This is a genomic window from Allocoleopsis sp. (assembly GCF_036703385.1).
In the GTDB taxonomy this organism is placed as follows: domain Bacteria; phylum Cyanobacteriota; class Cyanobacteriia; order Cyanobacteriales; family Coleofasciculaceae; genus Allocoleopsis.
Genome location: NZ_DATNPA010000372.1, coordinates 22,528 through 40,280, shown reverse-complemented (window position 1 = coordinate 40,280; position 17,753 = coordinate 22,528). Strand labels below are relative to the sequence as shown.

The following is a 17,753-nucleotide window of genomic DNA, read 5'->3' as shown; positions in this document are numbered from 1 at the left end:
CCAATTAGGAACAGATATTGCGTCTCGTTATCTGTCATCATCAGCTCTATTAACTTGAGCGTGGCAGAGTCTGCCCACTGCAAATCGTCCAGAAAGATAACCAAAGGATGCTCTTTTGTGCAAAAGGCTCGGATGAACTGACCGAAGACAAGATTGAAGCGATTTTGTGATTCGGTTGGTCCTAACTCTGGCACGGGTGGCTGTTTGCCGACAATCAGTTCCACTTCCGGAATTACGTCAATAATGACTTGACCGTTGGCACCAAAAGCAGCTAAAAGCTTTTCTCGCCATTGCATAAGTTGTGCTTCGCTTTCAGTTAACAGTTGTCGCACCAATCCCTTAAAGGCACTGACAACAGCCGAGTAGGGAATATTCCGCTGAAATTGGTCAAATTTGCCACTTGTGAAGTAGCCACACAGTCGGGTATTCGGTTTATGAATTTCGGCAACCAATGATGACTTACCGATACCAGAATAACCCGCTACCAACATCATTTCGATTTTGGATTGGGGATTGTCTGCTACTCGGTCAAATGCTGCCAGTAAGGTTTCAACTTCCGCCTCACGTCCATAGAGTTTTTGCGGAATTTGAAACTTGTCTGAAATATCTTGAGAACCCAGAGGAAATTCTGAAATTTCTCCCTTTGTCTGGATTTGATGCAGACAGTCTTCTAGATCGGCTTGAATTCCCCAAGCACTTTGGTATCGTTCCTCTGCCGTTTTCGCCATCAGCTTCATGACAATATCTGACAAAGCTTTAGGAATGTTCGGATGAAGCTGATGCGGTGACAACGGAACTTTAGCGATATGACAATGCACTAACTCCAGCGCATCAGTTGTCTCAAACGGTAGTTGCCCGGCTAGCAGTTCATAGAAGGTGACGCCGAGAGAATAAAAGTCTGTACGGTAGTCTAGTGTTCGGTTCATCCGTCCGGTTTGCTCTGGCGACATATAGGCTAATGTGCCTTCTAAGACATTGGGATTTTTCAACGTGGGGTTTTCGCGGCTTAGTACCGTAGAAATGCTAAAATCGATGATTTTGAGTTGCCCGGTTTTTGGGTTAAAGACAATATTGGCGGGATTAATATCTTTGTGAATAATATTACTGCTATGAATCTGACCCAAACTCTCAGCCGTTTTGATGGCAATACTAAGGAATTTTGGTAGGGGCAGTACACCCGTGCCTGCCCCCATATACCCATTTATCAATTGCTTTAAAGATGACGCATCAAAATCCTCAAGGATGATGACTAAAGTTTTCTGATAGGGTTCTAAGCTATAAGCTTTAACCACGCCTTCTGTGTTCAGATTGCGGGTGATTTCATATTCCTGCTTATATCGAGTGAGTTCTTGCGGTGTGGGATAGTTTTCTTTCAGAACTTTGAGAATTACTGTCTTGTTATCCTGATCTTTTTTACCTCGATAGACAAGAGAATTGGCACTTTCATAGATTTGGGTAAGAACCTTGTATCCAGCGATTTCTATGGTTATGTTATTGCTCATATTTAGGTAGTTTAAGGTTCTATTTTTTTGAAATTTGGTTTAAACTATTACTAGTTAAAGCTTTAAAGATGCTTTTTACTCCGAAAAGCAAGAGTAACTAAAAAATTCTTCATAATAATTGAGGAGAGCTATTGTCAAGTCATGAAGATTTGGACGAAGGGCACAAAGAAGACCGTTCGCAGGGGTATCTATTACTATAAACTTTGGCAAATAAACTGTTTAGAGATTTGATTTAAAATTAGGCGTCGCGCTACACGTACCGACACAGCCGCTCGCAGTAGATGACTCGTTTATGTCCAGACTGGCGATGCAGAGTAATCCTGATACAGATGCACCGATTGCGAGTATTTTTCGCACTCCCAAATACAAGGAATGGCTAGCAAAAGCTAACACCAAAAAAGCTAGTCCTTCACTGCATGTATTATCTCATTGTTACGTTTTGTCTGCCTGCGCTAAGAAGCCTAATTGTTCTAAGCAATTAGGCGTAATTTACCTTCCGATGCTGGCTCAAACATCGGTGTGGTTATGACAGACCTCGCCCCCAGCATTAGTGTAGAAGCATCACCTTACGCTACCACCTGTTGGTTGATCGGGCTTTTGACTTGGGGGAGTGAATGTGCTACTTGGTTTTTCCTCACTAGCCTCACTAGAAGGAGTGGTGTTCGCCGACACCTGTTCAATGCGCTGATCTAGCTTCCGCGCCAAATCTCCTACCCCTATCGCTGGCTGTTCCCCATTGGCATAAATGACACCTGTCAACGCTCCCATCGCGTTGCGACGAAATGCCGCCACGTCAAAGCGTAGGGGTTGACCTTTCATCTCCAATGCCAAGGTCATCCCGGTTGAAGCATTCGCCAAGTTATTCAGCTCAGGAATCAAACGATACTCCGTAACCTTAACTTCTCCAAAAGTTTTTAGCTGCTCCTGCAACAGACTCAAGGTTTTTTGCTGAACGTCTGGCTGCTTTGCTTTTTCCATACTCGCATCAAAGCTTGCCTGTTCAGACTGATTGGGAAGCTTTCCTGTAAATCCCAAGACAATTTGGAAATTTTGGGGATTAACGTAGGCAAAGAAGTTTTCCGGTTTCATATTCTCTTGTCCCAGTTGTTGTTTGATAACCTCTAACCGGGAAGCAAGCATCGCGGCTATATTTGGAGGAAGTTCTGTGAATCCAGACGGTAAATCTTCCAGCGTTAGCGTGGCTTGTGTGGGTGCTGATTGCTCGACAGCCATCTGGAGAACAGTATTAACGATACCGTGCTTGGCGGTTAAGGGCGGCTGTGATACAGTCGGTGCTGTAGTTATCGCGGCTTGGGTAGGCACCCCAGCAATGATGATGCCCGCAAACAGGCATAAGCTTAAGGAGGTTCTCTTTGCCATGTCAGTTAAAAAGCAACCAAGTTGGGTATTGGACTATTCGCTCATGGTACTACTGTCCTCTTAGGAGTGAACACGCCTAAATTAGGTCAAATGCTCTCAAATTTGGCTTGACGCTGTGGTTGGCACAATACAAGAATCTGAGCGAGCCAAGGCTAGGCGCAGGGGAGAGCTGATTACAGCTAAGGGGATCTTCGCTGTTTCTAAAAAACTCGTTGAGCTCCCGGACGCGCTACGATTTCACCAGTAACTTGCAACAGGCTCATTAGCCTGGGAACGAAAATCGGTGTCAAGTTCAGCAATTGCCTCTGGCACCGCCCTTTGGGCGATCGCCTGCTAGCGTCCCGCAATTGAGAAATGTTTGCCTCCTACCTTGGAGGGATAGTGGTCAGAAGCAGGATTTGCACTCAACCAATCCTCTTCTGCTTGAAGTAGTCCTTAACCCCTGCCAATCAAAAAGCTGAGGGATTACCATTGTGACTTGCCGCCTTTGTGTATGAGGAGTGAAGGAGAATTAACGTGGCAGACCGTCACCTATTTGTTGGGCAACGCAGCCTCTCGCTGGCTGTAATTGCCGCTGCTCTTAGTTTTATATCCGGCTGTAGCTTACCAGCCGCTCGGTCTGCAAGTCCGAGAAGTTTTTTACCGGAAATAACACCGAATCTAAATCCGCAAGCCGACTCAAATACCTCACAGGAAAAAGCTTTAGTTGCCCAACCGAATCAGGCATACAAACAAGCTATTTCTAAATTGATACAGCAAGAAAATATACAACGGCTCAATAAGCCTATACCAGCCGAGTTTCAGGGAAAAACGTTTAAAGATATCAAGGTAAATAGTGCCATTAAAGCTGTTGCAAAAGGAACACTAGACAAGCCGAGTGGGCAAGATGCTACGCTCAAGCCGATCGCGCTAACCTTTGATGATGGTCCTTGGCCCAGTTCGACAGTGCAGGCACTCGATGTCCTTAAGAAAAACAATGTCAAGGCGACCTTTTTTGTTGTAGGAAGGCAGGTGCAAAAGTATCCGCAGCTGGCTAAGCGGATTGTTGCTGAGGGTCACGCCATTGCTAACCATTCATGGAGCCATCAGTATCATCGGTACAACCAGGTTGGTGCTGCTAACGAAATAGATAAAACAGCTGATATAGTTTATAAAATCACTGGTGTCAAAACCAATCTCTTTAGGCCACCTGGTGGCATTCTGAATAATGGGTTAGCCGCCTACGCTCAGCAGAAAAAGTATGGTGTCGTTATGTGGTCAGCGGACTCGCTAGACTGGCGCTACCATAATCCCAATGTTCTGATTAACCGCATCCTCAAGGAAGCCTCCACAGGGGGGATTGTCTTGATGCACGACGGTGGTGGCGATCGCTCAAAAACACTACGAGCTTTACCGCAATTGATGGGGGAATTAAAAAAGCGCGGCTACAAGTTTGTAACTGTGCCAGAGCTCATGGAAATGCAACAAAAGGATAAAGAACTAATGGCGAGGAAGGGTTGAAGGTTTCAAAGGGTTGAAGGTTTCAAAGGGTTGAAGGTTGAAGGTTCCAAAGGGTTGAAGGTTGAAGGTTCCAAAGACAACCTGGAAGCCTCAAACAATCTTCAACCCTTCACCGTTTCTACTGAACTGAACTCAAAACTCTCTGCTCTACAACGTCAGGATTTGCTTCTGGAGTATTAGCCTCTGAAGGAGGTACAACTTGCCAGAATTGCGGTAGATAGTTAGACCAGTGAGCTAAGATTGTCCTCGCTTTAGGGCTATCGGTACGCTCCGCATGAGCTTGGATCAGTTCCTTGAGCTGTCGTTCGCCCGCAGGCGTTATGACCCGTTGAATCTTGACAATTTCCCGGTTGACTTTCGCCGAAAAACTACCATCTTCATCGAGGAAGTAAGCTAGACCACCAGTCATACCAGCACCGACATTTCGACCGACATGACCTAAAATCACAATTACACCTCCGGTCATGTACTCACAACAGTGGTCGCCAGCTCCCTCTATCACGGCCTGACCTTTGGAGTTGCGGACACCGAAGCGTTCACCGGCACCGCCATTGGCAAACAGTACTCCGCCAGTAGCTCCATAGAGGCAAGTATTGCCCACGATCGCGTTTTTAGCAGGGTCGAAGGAAGTTGAAGGTTGAAGGTTAGAAAGTTGCATGTTAGAACCTTCAACTGGCAACCTGTTAACCTGCAACGCTTTGGGTGGCTTAATGATAATTTCGCCGCCGTGCATTCCTTTACCCACATAGTCGTTGGCTTCACCTTCCAACAAGAGCGTCATGCCAGGAAGATTGAACGCACCAAAGCTTTGACCCGCAGCGCCTTTAAAGTTGAGAGTGATTTGACCCTCAAACCCTGTATCTCCATACTGCTTGGCGATCACACCCGCAACTCGTGTTCCTACGCTTCTGTCAGTGTTTACGATCGTAAAATCCTTAGTTACAGTCCGTTGGTTACGAATCGCGTTCTGAATATCGGGATCGGCAAGCAACTGATCATCGAGAACCAAACCATTACTGTGAACGGGTTCATGCTTGAGCCAGCGGCGATCGCTCTTCGTATCAGGCAACTGAGTCAGACAATTCAAGTTCAGAGCCTCCGTCTTCGCCAGCTTGATCCCCTCGCGCACCTTCAATAGGTCAGCCCGACCAATGATTTCTGCCAATGAGCGATAACCCAGTCGAGCCAAGAGCGATCGCACTTCCTGGGCTACAAAGTAGAAGAAGTTGACCACATGCTCTGGCGTTCCTGGAAAGCGCTTGCGCAACTGTTCCTGCTGAGTGGCAACGCCGACAGGGCAATTATTGGTGTGGCAAATTCGCGCCATTATACACCCTTCGGCAATCATTGCTACAGAGCCGAAGCCATATTCTTCTGCTCCCATCAATGCCGCCATAACCACATCCCAACCGGTCTTCAAGCCACCGTCAGCTCTGAGCAGGACGCGATCGCGCAGCTGATTTTCCATCAACACCCGATGCACTTCCGTCACCCCTAATTCCCAAGGAGCGCCAGCATGTTTAATCGAGCTCAGGGGAGACGCACCCGTCCCGCCGTCATGCCCAGAAATTTGGATAATATCCGCATTGGCCTTGGCAACCCCAGCGGCTACGGTACCAATCCCAATTTCCGCCACCAGCTTCACCGATACCTGCGCTTCTGGATTGATCTGGTGCAAGTCAAAAATCAGCTGAGCCAAGTCCTCGATCGAATAAATATCATGATGAGGCGGCGGCGAAATCAAGGTGACTCCTGGCTTAGAGCGCCGTAGCATGGCGATGTAAGAGCTAACCTTCTTACCGGGTAACTGTCCCCCTTCTCCCGGCTTAGCGCCTTGAGCCATTTTGATCTCGATTTGCCTCGCATTCACCAAGTACTCCGGCGTCACGCCAAAGCGACCTGAAGCGACCTGCTTAATCGTGGAACTCGCCGTATCCCCATTGCGCAGACCTTTGAGGTGAGGCAGGGTTGGAGAGAGCCCGGTTTCATCAACATCATCGAGAATCTTATATCGAACCGGGTCTTCCCCACCTTCGCCGGAGTTGGATTTACCGCCGATCCGATTCATGGCGATCGCTAAAACTTCGTGGGCTTCCCGTGAAAGTGCGCCCAGAGACATCGCCCCCGTACAGAACCGCTTGACAATTTCCTCGATTGGTTGGACTTCCTCAATCGGAATTGGAGCGCGATCGGTATTGAAGTCCAGCAAATCCCGCAGTGCGGTCACTGGACGCCCTGCTAAAGACTGCTTATACAGCTCGTAATGGTCGTAGTCCTGTGTTGCTACTGCCTTGTGCAGCGCCTTCGACATTTCGGGGCTGTTCATGTGATACTCCCCGCCTGGACGGTACTGGACAAAACCGAAGTTCTCCAGCTTCTTCCCCGTCAATTCTGGGAATGCTCTTGTGTGGAACGAGATGACTTCCTGTGCTAACTCAGCAATGCTCAAGCCGCCCAAGCGCGATGTCGTTCCTCTAAAAGCCAAATCTAATAAATCCGTCCCAATCCCGATCGCCTCAAAAATTTGAGCGCCTTGGTAAGACGACAGCAGAGAAATCCCCATCTTGGAAAGGATTTTTAACAGCCCTGCTTCTACCGCTTTGCGGTAATTTTTCTGGGCTTGTTCTAGGGTTAAGTTCTGGATTTTGCCCCGCGCCATTAGTTTCTGAGTCTTGGGATCAGACCACCACTGACGCACGGATTCCAGCGCCAGATAAGGACAAATCGCCCCTGCGCCATAGCCAATTAAGCAAGCGAAGTGATGGGTACTCCAGCACTGTGCCGTATCCACAACCAGTGATGTCTTCATCCGCAGCCCTTTTTGGATGAGATGATGGTGTACGGCACCGACTGCCAGCATTGGGGGAATGTAGCTGTTGTGTTCGCTGATAGTCCCGCCGACTCTGTCGCTTAAGATCAGAATTTTCTTGCCAGCACCAACGGCTTGAGCGGCGCGATCGCATAAGTTGCGTACAGCCGTCTCTAGTCCTTGGGGACCCGTGGGAATTTCAAATAAGGTCGAGAGTTCAGCCGTTTCAAACCCCGAGGTTTTCACCGCCTCTAATTCCACCTCATTAAGTACTGGAGTCTCCAGTTTTAACATCCGGGCATACTCAGGCTTGGCGTCAAGCAAATTCCCTCGTTCACCGAGTTGCATACTCAAGGACATCACCAAACTTTCCCGTAGGGGGTCAATCGGTGGGTTGGTTACCTGGGCAAAGCGCTGCTTGAAGTAGTCATAGAGCAAACGCGGTTTATCGGATAGAACTGCTAAAGGAATGTCATCCCCCATGCAGAAGGTTGGTTCTTTTCCATCAGTAGCCATCGGCTCGATGATCAGATCGACGTCCTCAGCGGTGTAGCCGAAGGCCGTCTGCTGGCGCAGTAATACCGATGCCTCTAGCTGAGGACTCTCAACAAAGGGTTGTGGCGTCATTACGACACGATGCTGTTGCAGCCACTGACCATAAGGCCGCTGGGTTGCTACCCGCTGCTTGATTTCCCAATTCTTCAAGATTTCATGGGTTTCTAAGTCCACCGAAATCATCTGTCCTGGCCCTAATCTGCCCTTTTCGACAATCTCGGCTTCTGGCAAGTCTACTACGCCAGCTTCTGAGGCTACGACGACATACCCATCCCGTGTAATGCTGTAACGGGCCGGTCGTAAACCGTTGCGATCGAGGGTAGCTCCCACAACCTTGCCATCACTGAACACCAACAGCGCTGGCCCGTCCCACGCCTCTTGAATTCCTCTGTAGTATTCGTAAAAATCAACAATTTCCGGATATTTCTCCAAATCTGGCTGATTTTGGTATGCTTCTGGTACCATCATCATCAACGCTTCCATTGGGCTGCGTCCGGATTGCACTAGTAACTCCAGCACGTTGTCTAAGGTTGCTGAATCACTGTTATCGGGATTGACGATTGGCTTCAGGTCATCTAATTCTGTGGCTGATTCAGCGGGTGTGCTCAGCGCAGTCTGCTGAGCCCTAATTTCTGACTCCGTCGTCCTAACGCCCCACAGAGGATGAGTTAAGTCAGCCTCACGAGCGATCATCCAGTTGATATTGCCCAACAGCGTATTAATTTCGCCGTTGTGTCCCAACAGCCGCATCGGCTGAGCGAGGGGCCACTTGGGCAGAGTGTTGGTGCTAAAGCGGCGATGGTAGACCGCAAAGGCACTTTTGTAAGCTGGGTTTTTCAAGTCCATATAAAACTCGCCCAGCACTGCTGAACGCACCATGCCTTTGTAGACGATGGTACGGCTGGAAAATGAACATATGTAGAAATCGTCAGACCCCTTCACCGTGTCGTCCGACTCTAAAGCCTTACTAATGCGACGCATCGATTTGAAGAGGGCACGCTCCAGTTCATCTCCCTGCTTCGTTGGGGAGAGAACAATTACTTGTTCAATTCGAGGTTCGTTCTCTCGCGCTTGTAAACCCAGAACTGAATCTCTCACAGGGACAAGACGCCAACCCAGCACGGTTAATCCTTCTTGCCCCAACACCTCTTCAACAGTGGTACGGGCTTTGTTGAGCAGATCCGTATCTTTGGGTAGAAAAAGCATACCCACTCCCAACTGCTCGGTGGGTGGCATCTCTAGGTTTTGCTCGGCAAACCAAGTCTGAAATATGTCCCAGGGAATGGCAGCCATTAAACCCGCACCATCTCCAGAGTCTTGGTCAGCACTACATCCTCCCCGGTGTTCTAAACAACTGAGGGCAGACAAAGCCTGCTCAATCAGGTCGTGTGTGGCAGTACCGCCACAAGAGGCAATGAAGCCAACACCACACGCATCCCGTTCTTCTACCAACCATCGTTGGCCTAGATAGGGCGTATCGCTCTGATTCCCTGAGTGACCTTGTCTATTTACCCTGATGCTCTTGTTATTCATCTGATGATTCACCGTTTTTACTGATATCAATTTCCGAATTGAATGCTGTTAGGTCGATATGTTGATTTCTACTTCACTTCTACAAAACCCTATGAAAAATTAGAAACAATTTGCCTTAATGAGGTGTCTACTTACTCTAATAGGGAGCCAACACTAATACCCTTGAGGTGAGAAGAAGAGTGAACTTTAGACCGACGGCTAACATCAACGCGGCATCCTCAAATTTCCAACCGAGGCAATTCAACCGAGGCATCCATTAACTTTCGTTCACAACGTGCATCACGAACGTTCCTAACCTTTAACTTTTAACAGGCTTTAGCGTTAGCGACGATCTGGAGCGTCACCTTCAACCTAGTTTCAGATTAAGCATCTTAGGCATCATGAGCTAACGAGCTCAACGATCACGTTAGCGGAGCGGCTCCGAATGCGCTAGCGTTGTCCGTTAGCGTTAGCGAAGCGATAGCGACGAGGGAGCTTCAGCGGGCGGGCAACGCCCGACAGGAGTAGGAATGAAAAACTCTAACGTTCAACCTACCTTCAGGTTCTCCAAAGAAATATAACCTTCCAACCTTCAACTTATTTTCAGGTTAGAGGCTTGACGATGAGGCCGGTCTGGGTGCTTCAATGGTCTAAGGAGTGTAGCCCACCTGGCTAATGACAAGTGTGGGTAGCGGAGTTAGCGCTTAAAGAAACTCTTGAAACCTCTGTAAGACACCTACATCTGCCTTGCTCGACAGAGTAGAAATCTTACTAGGAAATACTCTCCTCTAGCAATCCCCGATTTTTAGCTCGTGCCATTGTATCTTTCAATACAGAAAATCCTAAGGCTTTCTGTAAGACGACTCAACGCGATTGGGCCAACAGCCATAAAACATTTTTTTAACGCGGTGTTACTAGCCGTCCCGGTGCCGGAATTATAGTGTCCTCTCCTGTATTAGTAAAGATAACAGGACAACAGGAACGCTAATTTTTCCTGTTGCGTGAGCGATTTTTCAATTGGAGCAGTTAAAGTTAAACCCCAGTTGGGGTCTTACTCCCTATTATGAGGCTCAACCTCGCAAGGTGAGCGCCATAAAGTCATTATTTCTTGATATGCTGCCCAAAACTTCACTTCAATAGATTGACTTCTACAGACCACAATCTCGGTCAAAAAGGCTAGTGGATGAGCAAAAGAGCAAGACCAGAAACGAGACGTGCCGATTGCCCAAGGGGCGACGCCAAGGGAAAACAAGCGTCAGCGCGGCTGCGTACTCCCTTGGAGAACCGGAAGGATAGGGAAGATCGCATCGTTTGGGCAACGATTTCCAGGCGAACGATTGTCCTTTTTGTGCTATCTCTCGTTGGATCATCCCTCGCTCTAGCCAGTGCTAATGTCGAAACTCCTGAATCGCCACTCTTGCAAAGGCGTGAAACGAGGCTGAACCAACCGCCGGTGCTTACCAAGGAAACACTACCCCCTCCTCAGGTAGCTTTTGTGTCTGAGGTTTCGCCTGTGCTAACCCAGCAGAACACAAAGCCCTCTGGGGATAAGCCACTTTTGAGCCAGGTATCCTCTGTTTCTGAGAAGGCTAATGCGCTGCGTACACTGAAAAAGCCGAGCGCTTCCCGTCCGGTACCACTTTTATCACAAGTCTCACCGAAGGTGGCCCGACAGGGTACTCAGGTGTCTTTAAATGGTCAGATTTATACGGCTGCCTGGAGGCAGTGGCAAGTGGGCGCATCAGTTCGCACAGCTATTAGCGATGTGGGTCTGATGCAAAACTTGGGTATGGAATTGTTAAGTACCAGGGATTTTGCGCGACAACCGATACAGTGGTTTTCCGATCCAACCCGGAAACCTCTTGTGCTCGCCACGCAACTGGGAGGTGCTTATCGCTATCTAGATATTAGTGATTTTGCCAAAATGGCGGGTTGGCGACTACAAGTGGCGGGCGATAAGCTACAGATTACTTCGGTACCTGCCCGATTGAAGGATATTCAACAAGGGCCTCAGGCTTGGGGGTCACGGATCATTATTGATTTAGACCGTCCAACACCTTGGCGAGTTAGCGATCGCGTCACCGAAGGAGTCATTACCCTTGATGCATCCGCTGACCCTGCCTTAATGGATCGTTTTAAGGCTCCTCCACCGCAGCCATCGCAGCCACCGCAGGAGATTGAGGATGTTGCCCCTGTACCTGTTAAGCCTCAAAGCGATCTGCCAGTTCTCCGAGTCGAAAATGCTCAAAACCAAACCACCATCCGAGTCCAAATTCCAGAAGGTAAGCGGATACAAGTTTTCAGCGTCCCTAACCCAAATCGGTTAGTGATCGATCTGCGACCCGATGCTCTGCTAGAGAAAGAAATCCTGTGGGCACCGGGAATACGCTGGCGTCAGCAATACGTGAATTTAGGTCAGTCCCGCTTTCCCGTGGTGTGGCTGGAAGTTGACCCAAGAGTAAACCGCATGAGCTTCCGACCAATTTGGAGTAATCCAGCGACTCAGGTCGGAACGGCTCCCCTCATCCAAACAGCTCAGTTATGGCAGGCCGCAGCGGCTATTAACGCGGGATTTTTCAATCGCAAGCAGCAATTACCGTTAGGTGCGATTCGACGCGATGGTCGCTGGTTTTCAGGGCCAATTCTCAACCGGGGCGCGATCGCATGGAACGAAACGGGTCAATTCAAAATTGGTCGTCTCAGCCTTCAAGAAACTTTGGCAACCTCAACGGGAATGAGTCTACCAGTACTCTTTCTGAATAGCGGCTACGTCAAAGCCGGCATTTCCCGTTATACCCCGGAGTGGGGGCCAACCTATACCCCGCTTACGGATAATGAAATTCTTGTTTTTGTGCAAAACAACCAAGTTACAGGACAGATGCCAGGAGGTATAGTGGGTCAATCGGCCTTCCCGATTCCTACCGATGGCTACTTATTGACTCTACGGGGTGATGGCACCTCTGCTGCTAGTTTCCTCGGCGTTGGGACACAAGTCCGCCTTGGGCAGAGTACTACACCGACTGACTTCGCGAGTTATCCTCAAATCTTAGGCGCTGGCCCTCTGCTTGTACAAAACCGACAAATCGTCTTGGACGCTAAAGCCGAGCAATTTAGTGATGCTTTTAGTCAACAGATGGCTATCCGGAGCGCGATCGCCACTACCACCACTGGAACCTTGATGATTGCCGCCATTCACAGCCGGGTGGGTGGGCGTGGCCCGTCCTTAGCGGAAACGGCTCAGTTATTGCAGCAGATGGGCGCGATCAATGCTCTCAATTTCGATGGTGGCAGCTCGACAGGACTTTATCTAGGAGGCCAACTCCTTGATCGATCTCCCTATACAGCGTCTCGTGTTCACAATGCCTTGGGACTTTTCTTGGCTCCCCTACCCTAGTGCCCTGGGACAGTCATAAGGCACTCTTTAAAAATCTCTCCCCTCTTCCTCTCCTTGTTAGCCAGTGAGCAAAGGCTGATACTCGAATGGGCTAGACTCAGGTAAGTGTCATCGGTAAAACGTCAGGGAGAGACGGTCAAGAGTAAGGCTAGATAAAAAATATACCTACCTGAACCCAAGTGAACGCCTTATTAGGCCATAGGGTAGAGAATTTGACCTTGTTTAAACTTGTAGGTTTTTTTAAGGTTATTTAAAGACACCTGTTTCCATTGTGAAGACTTAATATAAATTATCCAAAATGACCCAGTTACGGATGACAAGAACTAGGGAGCATTTGCTATGTTGGGTTGTGATTGGGTTGCTCTATTTTAACTAATCACGCAATCTTGCAATAGTAGTACCCGATAAACAAGTTTTCCCTCTAATTTGTAGCCGTTTTCAGGAGAAAAATCCATGATTCAGTCGCAAGAAGTCTCTCAAGTCCCGGCACTTCCCTTACCCACCTCAATAACGACTGAACGTGTTGCCGCGACAGAACTGAGACCTTGGGGTTCATTCACGGTTCTGGAAGAAGGGCGAGGATACAAAATTAAGCGAATTGAAGTGAAGCCTGGTCATCGCCTCAGTTTGCAAATGCATTACCATCGAAGCGAACATTGGATCGTCGTCAGCGGCACGGCAAAAGTCATTTGTGGAAACGAAGAATTAGTAATTCACCAAAATCAGTCCACCTATGTTCCCCAAGGCAATATGCACCGACTAGAAAATCCAGGTGTTATTCCTCTAGTGTTAATTGAGGTTCAGAATGGGGAATATCTTGGGGAAGACGACATTATGCGGTTTGAGGATGACTATGCCCGAAGCAAGCCTCAAGAGAAATAGGTAAATTGAAAGGGTGGATGGCTGATGTGTAACCAAGAGCCTCTTTTGTTGTGTTTATTATCCATCAGCTGCTGTTGAAGCAGGGTTGTCAACCCAAAGCTGACATCCGAACTCAGCTCCACTGATAGTTGGGGAATTGTAGATTTTAAAGGGTAGCTGTAATAAAGAGAGGACTCAATTTCCTCTCTTTTTACGTGATAGTATGTCTACCTAAAAGCTAAACCCTGACCTGCCCTTTAGGTGTTACCTGATGATTAATCTGAGTAAAGCTGCTGTTGGTGAGATTAAACGTTTACAGTTGAGGCGTCAGAAACCAGAAGCACGAATACGTCTGGGTGTTCAACCAGGGGGATGTGCTGATTTCTACTACACCATTGACTTTGGTGAAGCACCCAAGACTGGCGATCGCGTCTATGAGTGTGGCACTATTTCGGTCGTGGTCGATGAACAAAGCCTCAACTACATCAGTGAGCTAACACTGGATTACTCCGAAGATCTGATGGGAGGCGGGTTTCGTTTTCATAATCCAAACGCTGTAGAAAACTGTGGCTGTGGTAACTCCTTTCGAGTCGCTCCAGAAGTAGCTACATCAACGTAGTCCTCCAAAGCTATAGATGCCTCTCCTCCTTGGAAGAGGTTGGATTCCTAAGCTTGAGTTGAGGAGCAAGGGGAATTCTCGGCAAGTCTTTATCCTCACTTCGGGAATAAGGAAGGGAGCGCTGTCTTCCCTTGCTTGCCGTGCTGTCCTTAAAAATTGACATTCCTCCTCAAAGTTAGATATAGTTAGAATTTGTCAATCATTAGAACTCTCAAGGGAGCTGTACACGCCTTAACTCATGCCCACTATCCAGCAGCTCATTCGGAGCGAACGCGCCAAAGCTAACAAGAAAACTAAGTCGCCTGCGCTGAAACAATGTCCGCAGCGTCGTGGTGTCTGTACGAGAGTATACACAACAACTCCTAAGAAACCGAACTCAGCCCTGCGGAAAGTGGCAAGAGTGCGTCTAACCTCTGGTTTTGAAGTGACGGCTTATATCCCAGGGATCGGTCACAACCTACAAGAACACTCGGTTGTGATGATTCGGGGAGGCCGTGTTAAGGATTTGCCTGGAGTGCGATATCACATTATTCGAGGGACGCTAGATACCGCAGGTGTTAAGGATCGGCGTCAAGGGCGTTCCAAATACGGAACCAAGCGCCCTAAAGCTAAGTAAGATAAGGACTTGTCTCCCCGGAGCAACTCGCAAAAATTAGTTTGAACGTCCTCCAACCTCATAACAGGTTTCAGCTATCCTGAGTAGGGAGAGCTTTTTTTCCTGCCATAGGAGTGCTTGACAGAGGTACACCCTTGGCAAAAGTAGGGAATATTCAGCCTGTCAAAAACTTACGACTAGAGCTGAGAAACCTTAAAAAGTGAGAGTTTTACAACATATTCCGGGTATCATTCTGTCTACTTTGTACTTCTTCAACTGTCGTTATTATTTTTTAAGGGCTTACTTATGTCTCGTCGCGGGGTTATCAAAAAGCGTCCTATCCCTCCTGACCCGGTCTACAATAATCGCTTGATCAGTATGATGGTGCGGCGGATTATGCGTCATGGCAAGAAATCAATTGCCAATCGAATTATCTACGACGCCATGAAAATGATTGAGGAACGGACGGGGAACGATCCTCTAGATACATTTGAAAGCGCTGTGAAAAATGTCACACCGTTGGTTGAAGTGAAAGCTCGCCGGGTGGGTGGGGCAACCTATCAGGTGCCGATGGAAGTTCGCTCGGATCGGGGAACGACGCTGGCACTGCGCTGGCTAATCCGCTTTTCTCGGGAAAGAGGGGGTCGTTCAATGGCTAGCAAGCTGGCCAATGAACTGATGGATGCGGCTAACGGAACCGGAAATGCTATTCGCAAGCGTGAAGAAACTCATAGGATGGCAGAGGCCAATAAAGCTTTCGCCCACTATCGGTACTAATTGCTGAGTGTGGCAACAGGCTATTGACGCCTGAGCTACAGCATAAAGGGTAGGTTTGTAGCCGACTCACGTCCGCAACTCACTAAAAATTTAATCAAAGTATAGAATTGTAAACAGATAGCAACGTGTTAAAGACTTGCGGCAGAGAGGAAGGAGGTAGCTGTGGCACGTACCATCCCGCTTGAGAGAGTACGCAATATCGGGATTGCAGCCCACATAGATGCGGGCAAGACAACAACAACCGAACGAATCCTGTTTTATTCAGGAATGGTTCACAAGATCGGAGAAGTCCATGAAGGAACCGCCGTAACGGACTGGATGGAGCAAGAGCGGGAGCGGGGAATCACCATCACTGCCGCAGCCATCAGCACGAGCTGGAACGATCATCGGATTAATATTATTGATACACCGGGTCACGTTGACTTCACAATCGAAGTTGAACGTTCGATGCGGGTATTAGACGGTGTGATTGCCGTATTCTGCTCAGTGGGAGGTGTGCAGCCTCAATCTGAGACTGTATGGCGGCAGGCAGACCGATACAAGGTACCGAGAATCGCGTTCATCAACAAGATGGACCGAACTGGAGCTAATTTCTTTAAGGTATACAGCCAACTGCGCGATCGCTTGCGAGCCAATGCTGTTGCGATCCAAATCCCCATTGGTAGCGAAACCGAATTGAGGGGAATTGTTGACTTGGTTCGGATGCGAGCCAAGATTTACGCCAACGACATCGGAACGGATATTCAAGATACGGAAATCCCCGATGAAGTTAAAGATCAAGCAGAGGAATACCGGGCTAAGTTAATTGAGTCGGTTGCCGAAACGGATGAAGTGCTAATCGAGAAGTATTTGGAAGGTGAAGAACTCACTGAAGAAGAAATTCGTGGCGCTCTTCGCAAAGGCACAATCGCCGGAACAATCGTTCCCGTACTTTGCGGTTCCGCGTTCAAGAACAAAGGAGTTCAGCTGCTGCTAGACGCAGTAGTCGATTACTTACCAGCTCCCGTTGATATTGCGGCAATTCAGGGAACCCTGCCAGACGGAACTATGGCGGAGCGAGCCGCTGATGATTCAGCTCCCCTGTCAGCCCTTGCTTTCAAGATTATGGCAGACCCCTTTGGTCGCTTAACCTTCCTGCGGGTGTACTCGGGAATACTCAAGAAGGGTAGCTACATCCTTAACTCCACCAAAGATCAGAAGGAGCGCATCTCCCGCTTGATCGTGCTTAAGGCGAATGACCGGATTGAAGTGGATGAGTTGCGAGCGGGCGACTTGGGAGCGGCGATTGGTCTGAAGAATACCTTTACAGGCGACACCATCTGTAATGAAGACTCGCCAATCGTATTGGAATCTCTATTCATTCCAGAACCTGTCATTTCCGTAGCAGTAGAGCCGAAAACTAAGCAAGATATGGAGAAGCTCTCCAAAGCGCTCCAATCTCTATCCGAAGAAGACCCAACTTTCCGTGTTCACGTTGACCCAGAAACAAACCAAACCGTGATTGCGGGGATGGGTGAACTGCACCTGGAAATTCTGGTAGACCGAATGCTGCGAGAGTTCAAGGTAGAAGCGAATGTCGGTGCGCCGCAGGTGGCTTACCGGGAAACAATTCGCAGAGCCATTAAGACGGAAGGTAAGTTTATTCGCCAAAGTGGCGGTAAAGGTCAGTACGGTCACGTCGTTATCGAATTGCAGCCAGGAGATCCGGGTACTGGTTTTGAATTTGTCTCCAAGATTGTGGGTGGTTCCATACCGAAAGAGTACGTTTCACCCGCTGAGCAAGGGATGAAAGAAGCCTGTGAATCCGGGATTTTGGCTGGATATCCGGTCATTGACTTGAAAGCAACTCTAGTCGATGGGTCATTCCACGAGGTAGACTCTTCGGAAATGGCTTTTAAGATTGCTGGGTCAATGGCAATTAAGGACGGCGTGATGAAAGCTTCGCCGGTACTGTTAGAGCCTATGATGAAAGTAGAGGTTGAAGTTCCTGAAGACTTCCTTGGAGATGTCATGGGTGACCTCAACTCTCGCCGTGGTCAAATTGAAGGCATGGGCTCTGAAAGCGGTGTTGCTAAAGTTACTGCTAAAGTTCCATTAGCAGAGATGTTTGGCTATGCTACGGATATCCGCTCTAAGACCCAGGGTCGAGGTATCTTCTCGATGGAGTTTAGCCACTATGAAGAGGTGCCTCGCAATGTGGCTGAAGCCATTATCGCGAAGAGCAAAGGGAACGCATAAATAGGAGAAAA

The 17,753-nt window shown here is 48.4% G+C and carries 11 protein-coding genes; 8 read left to right on the top strand and 3 right to left on the bottom strand.

The window, feature by feature from the left end; all coding sequences use genetic code 11:
* Nucleotides 1–1,502, bottom strand: a 1,502-nt coding sequence (locus V6C93_RS18550; protein WP_333478151.1) for an AAA family ATPase, incomplete at its 3' end; no start/stop codon positions are given.
* Nucleotides 1,503–1,794: 292 nt separating this feature from the next.
* On the opposite strand from V6C93_RS18550, the gene V6C93_RS18545 reads away from it, so the two are divergent.
* Nucleotides 1,795–2,031: a hypothetical protein gene (locus V6C93_RS18545; RefSeq protein WP_333478150.1), complete on the top strand. Its 237-nt coding sequence runs from the start codon at nt 1,795–1,797 to the stop codon at nt 2,029–2,031.
* Between the two features lie 32 nt (nt 2,032–2,063).
* On the opposite strand, the gene V6C93_RS18540 is transcribed toward V6C93_RS18545, so the two are convergent.
* Nucleotides 2,064–2,882, bottom strand: a complete 819-nt coding sequence (locus V6C93_RS18540) for a hypothetical protein (RefSeq protein WP_333478149.1) — start codon at nt 2,880–2,882, stop codon at nt 2,064–2,066.
* A gap of 516 nt (nt 2,883–3,398) precedes the next feature.
* Between V6C93_RS18540 and V6C93_RS18535 the strand changes: the two genes are divergently transcribed.
* Nucleotides 3,399–4,382, top strand: a complete 984-nt coding sequence (locus tag V6C93_RS18535; RefSeq protein WP_333478148.1) for a polysaccharide deacetylase family protein — start codon at nt 3,399–3,401, stop codon at nt 4,380–4,382.
* Between the two features lie 118 nt (nt 4,383–4,500).
* Here the strand turns inward: V6C93_RS18535 and V6C93_RS18530 are convergent, their stop codons facing one another.
* Complete coding sequence (locus tag V6C93_RS18530) at nt 4,501–9,279, bottom strand: glutamate synthase-related protein (protein ID WP_333478147.1); 4,779 nt, start codon at nt 9,277–9,279, stop codon at nt 4,501–4,503.
* Nucleotides 9,280–10,441: 1,162 nt separating this feature from the next.
* Here V6C93_RS18530 and V6C93_RS18525 point away from each other — a divergent pair.
* From V6C93_RS18525 to fusA, 6 genes are all read left to right on the top strand, one after another.
* Nucleotides 10,442–12,652: a phosphodiester glycosidase family protein gene (locus V6C93_RS18525; protein WP_333478146.1), complete on the top strand. Its 2,211-nt coding sequence runs from the start codon at nt 10,442–10,444 to the stop codon at nt 12,650–12,652.
* 453 nt (nt 12,653–13,105) lie between these two features.
* Complete coding sequence (locus V6C93_RS18520) at nt 13,106–13,534, top strand: phosphomannose isomerase type II C-terminal cupin domain (RefSeq protein WP_333478145.1); 429 nt, start codon at nt 13,106–13,108, stop codon at nt 13,532–13,534.
* Between the two features lie 250 nt (nt 13,535–13,784).
* Nucleotides 13,785–14,132: an iron-sulfur cluster assembly accessory protein gene (locus tag V6C93_RS18515; protein ID WP_333478144.1), complete on the top strand. Its 348-nt coding sequence runs from the start codon at nt 13,785–13,787 to the stop codon at nt 14,130–14,132.
* Nucleotides 14,133–14,370: 238 nt separating this feature from the next.
* On the top strand, nt 14,371–14,748 hold the full coding sequence (gene rpsL, locus V6C93_RS18510) for a 30S ribosomal protein S12 (protein ID WP_333478143.1): 378 nt from the start codon (nt 14,371–14,373) through the stop codon (nt 14,746–14,748).
* Nucleotides 14,749–15,033: 285 nt separating this feature from the next.
* Complete coding sequence (gene rpsG, locus V6C93_RS18505; RefSeq protein WP_333478142.1) at nt 15,034–15,504, top strand: 30S ribosomal protein S7; 471 nt, start codon at nt 15,034–15,036, stop codon at nt 15,502–15,504.
* Between the two features lie 162 nt (nt 15,505–15,666).
* Nucleotides 15,667–17,742, top strand: a complete 2,076-nt coding sequence (gene fusA / locus V6C93_RS18500; protein WP_333478141.1) for an elongation factor G — start codon at nt 15,667–15,669, stop codon at nt 17,740–17,742.
* Nucleotides 17,743–17,753 lie beyond the last annotated feature (11 nt).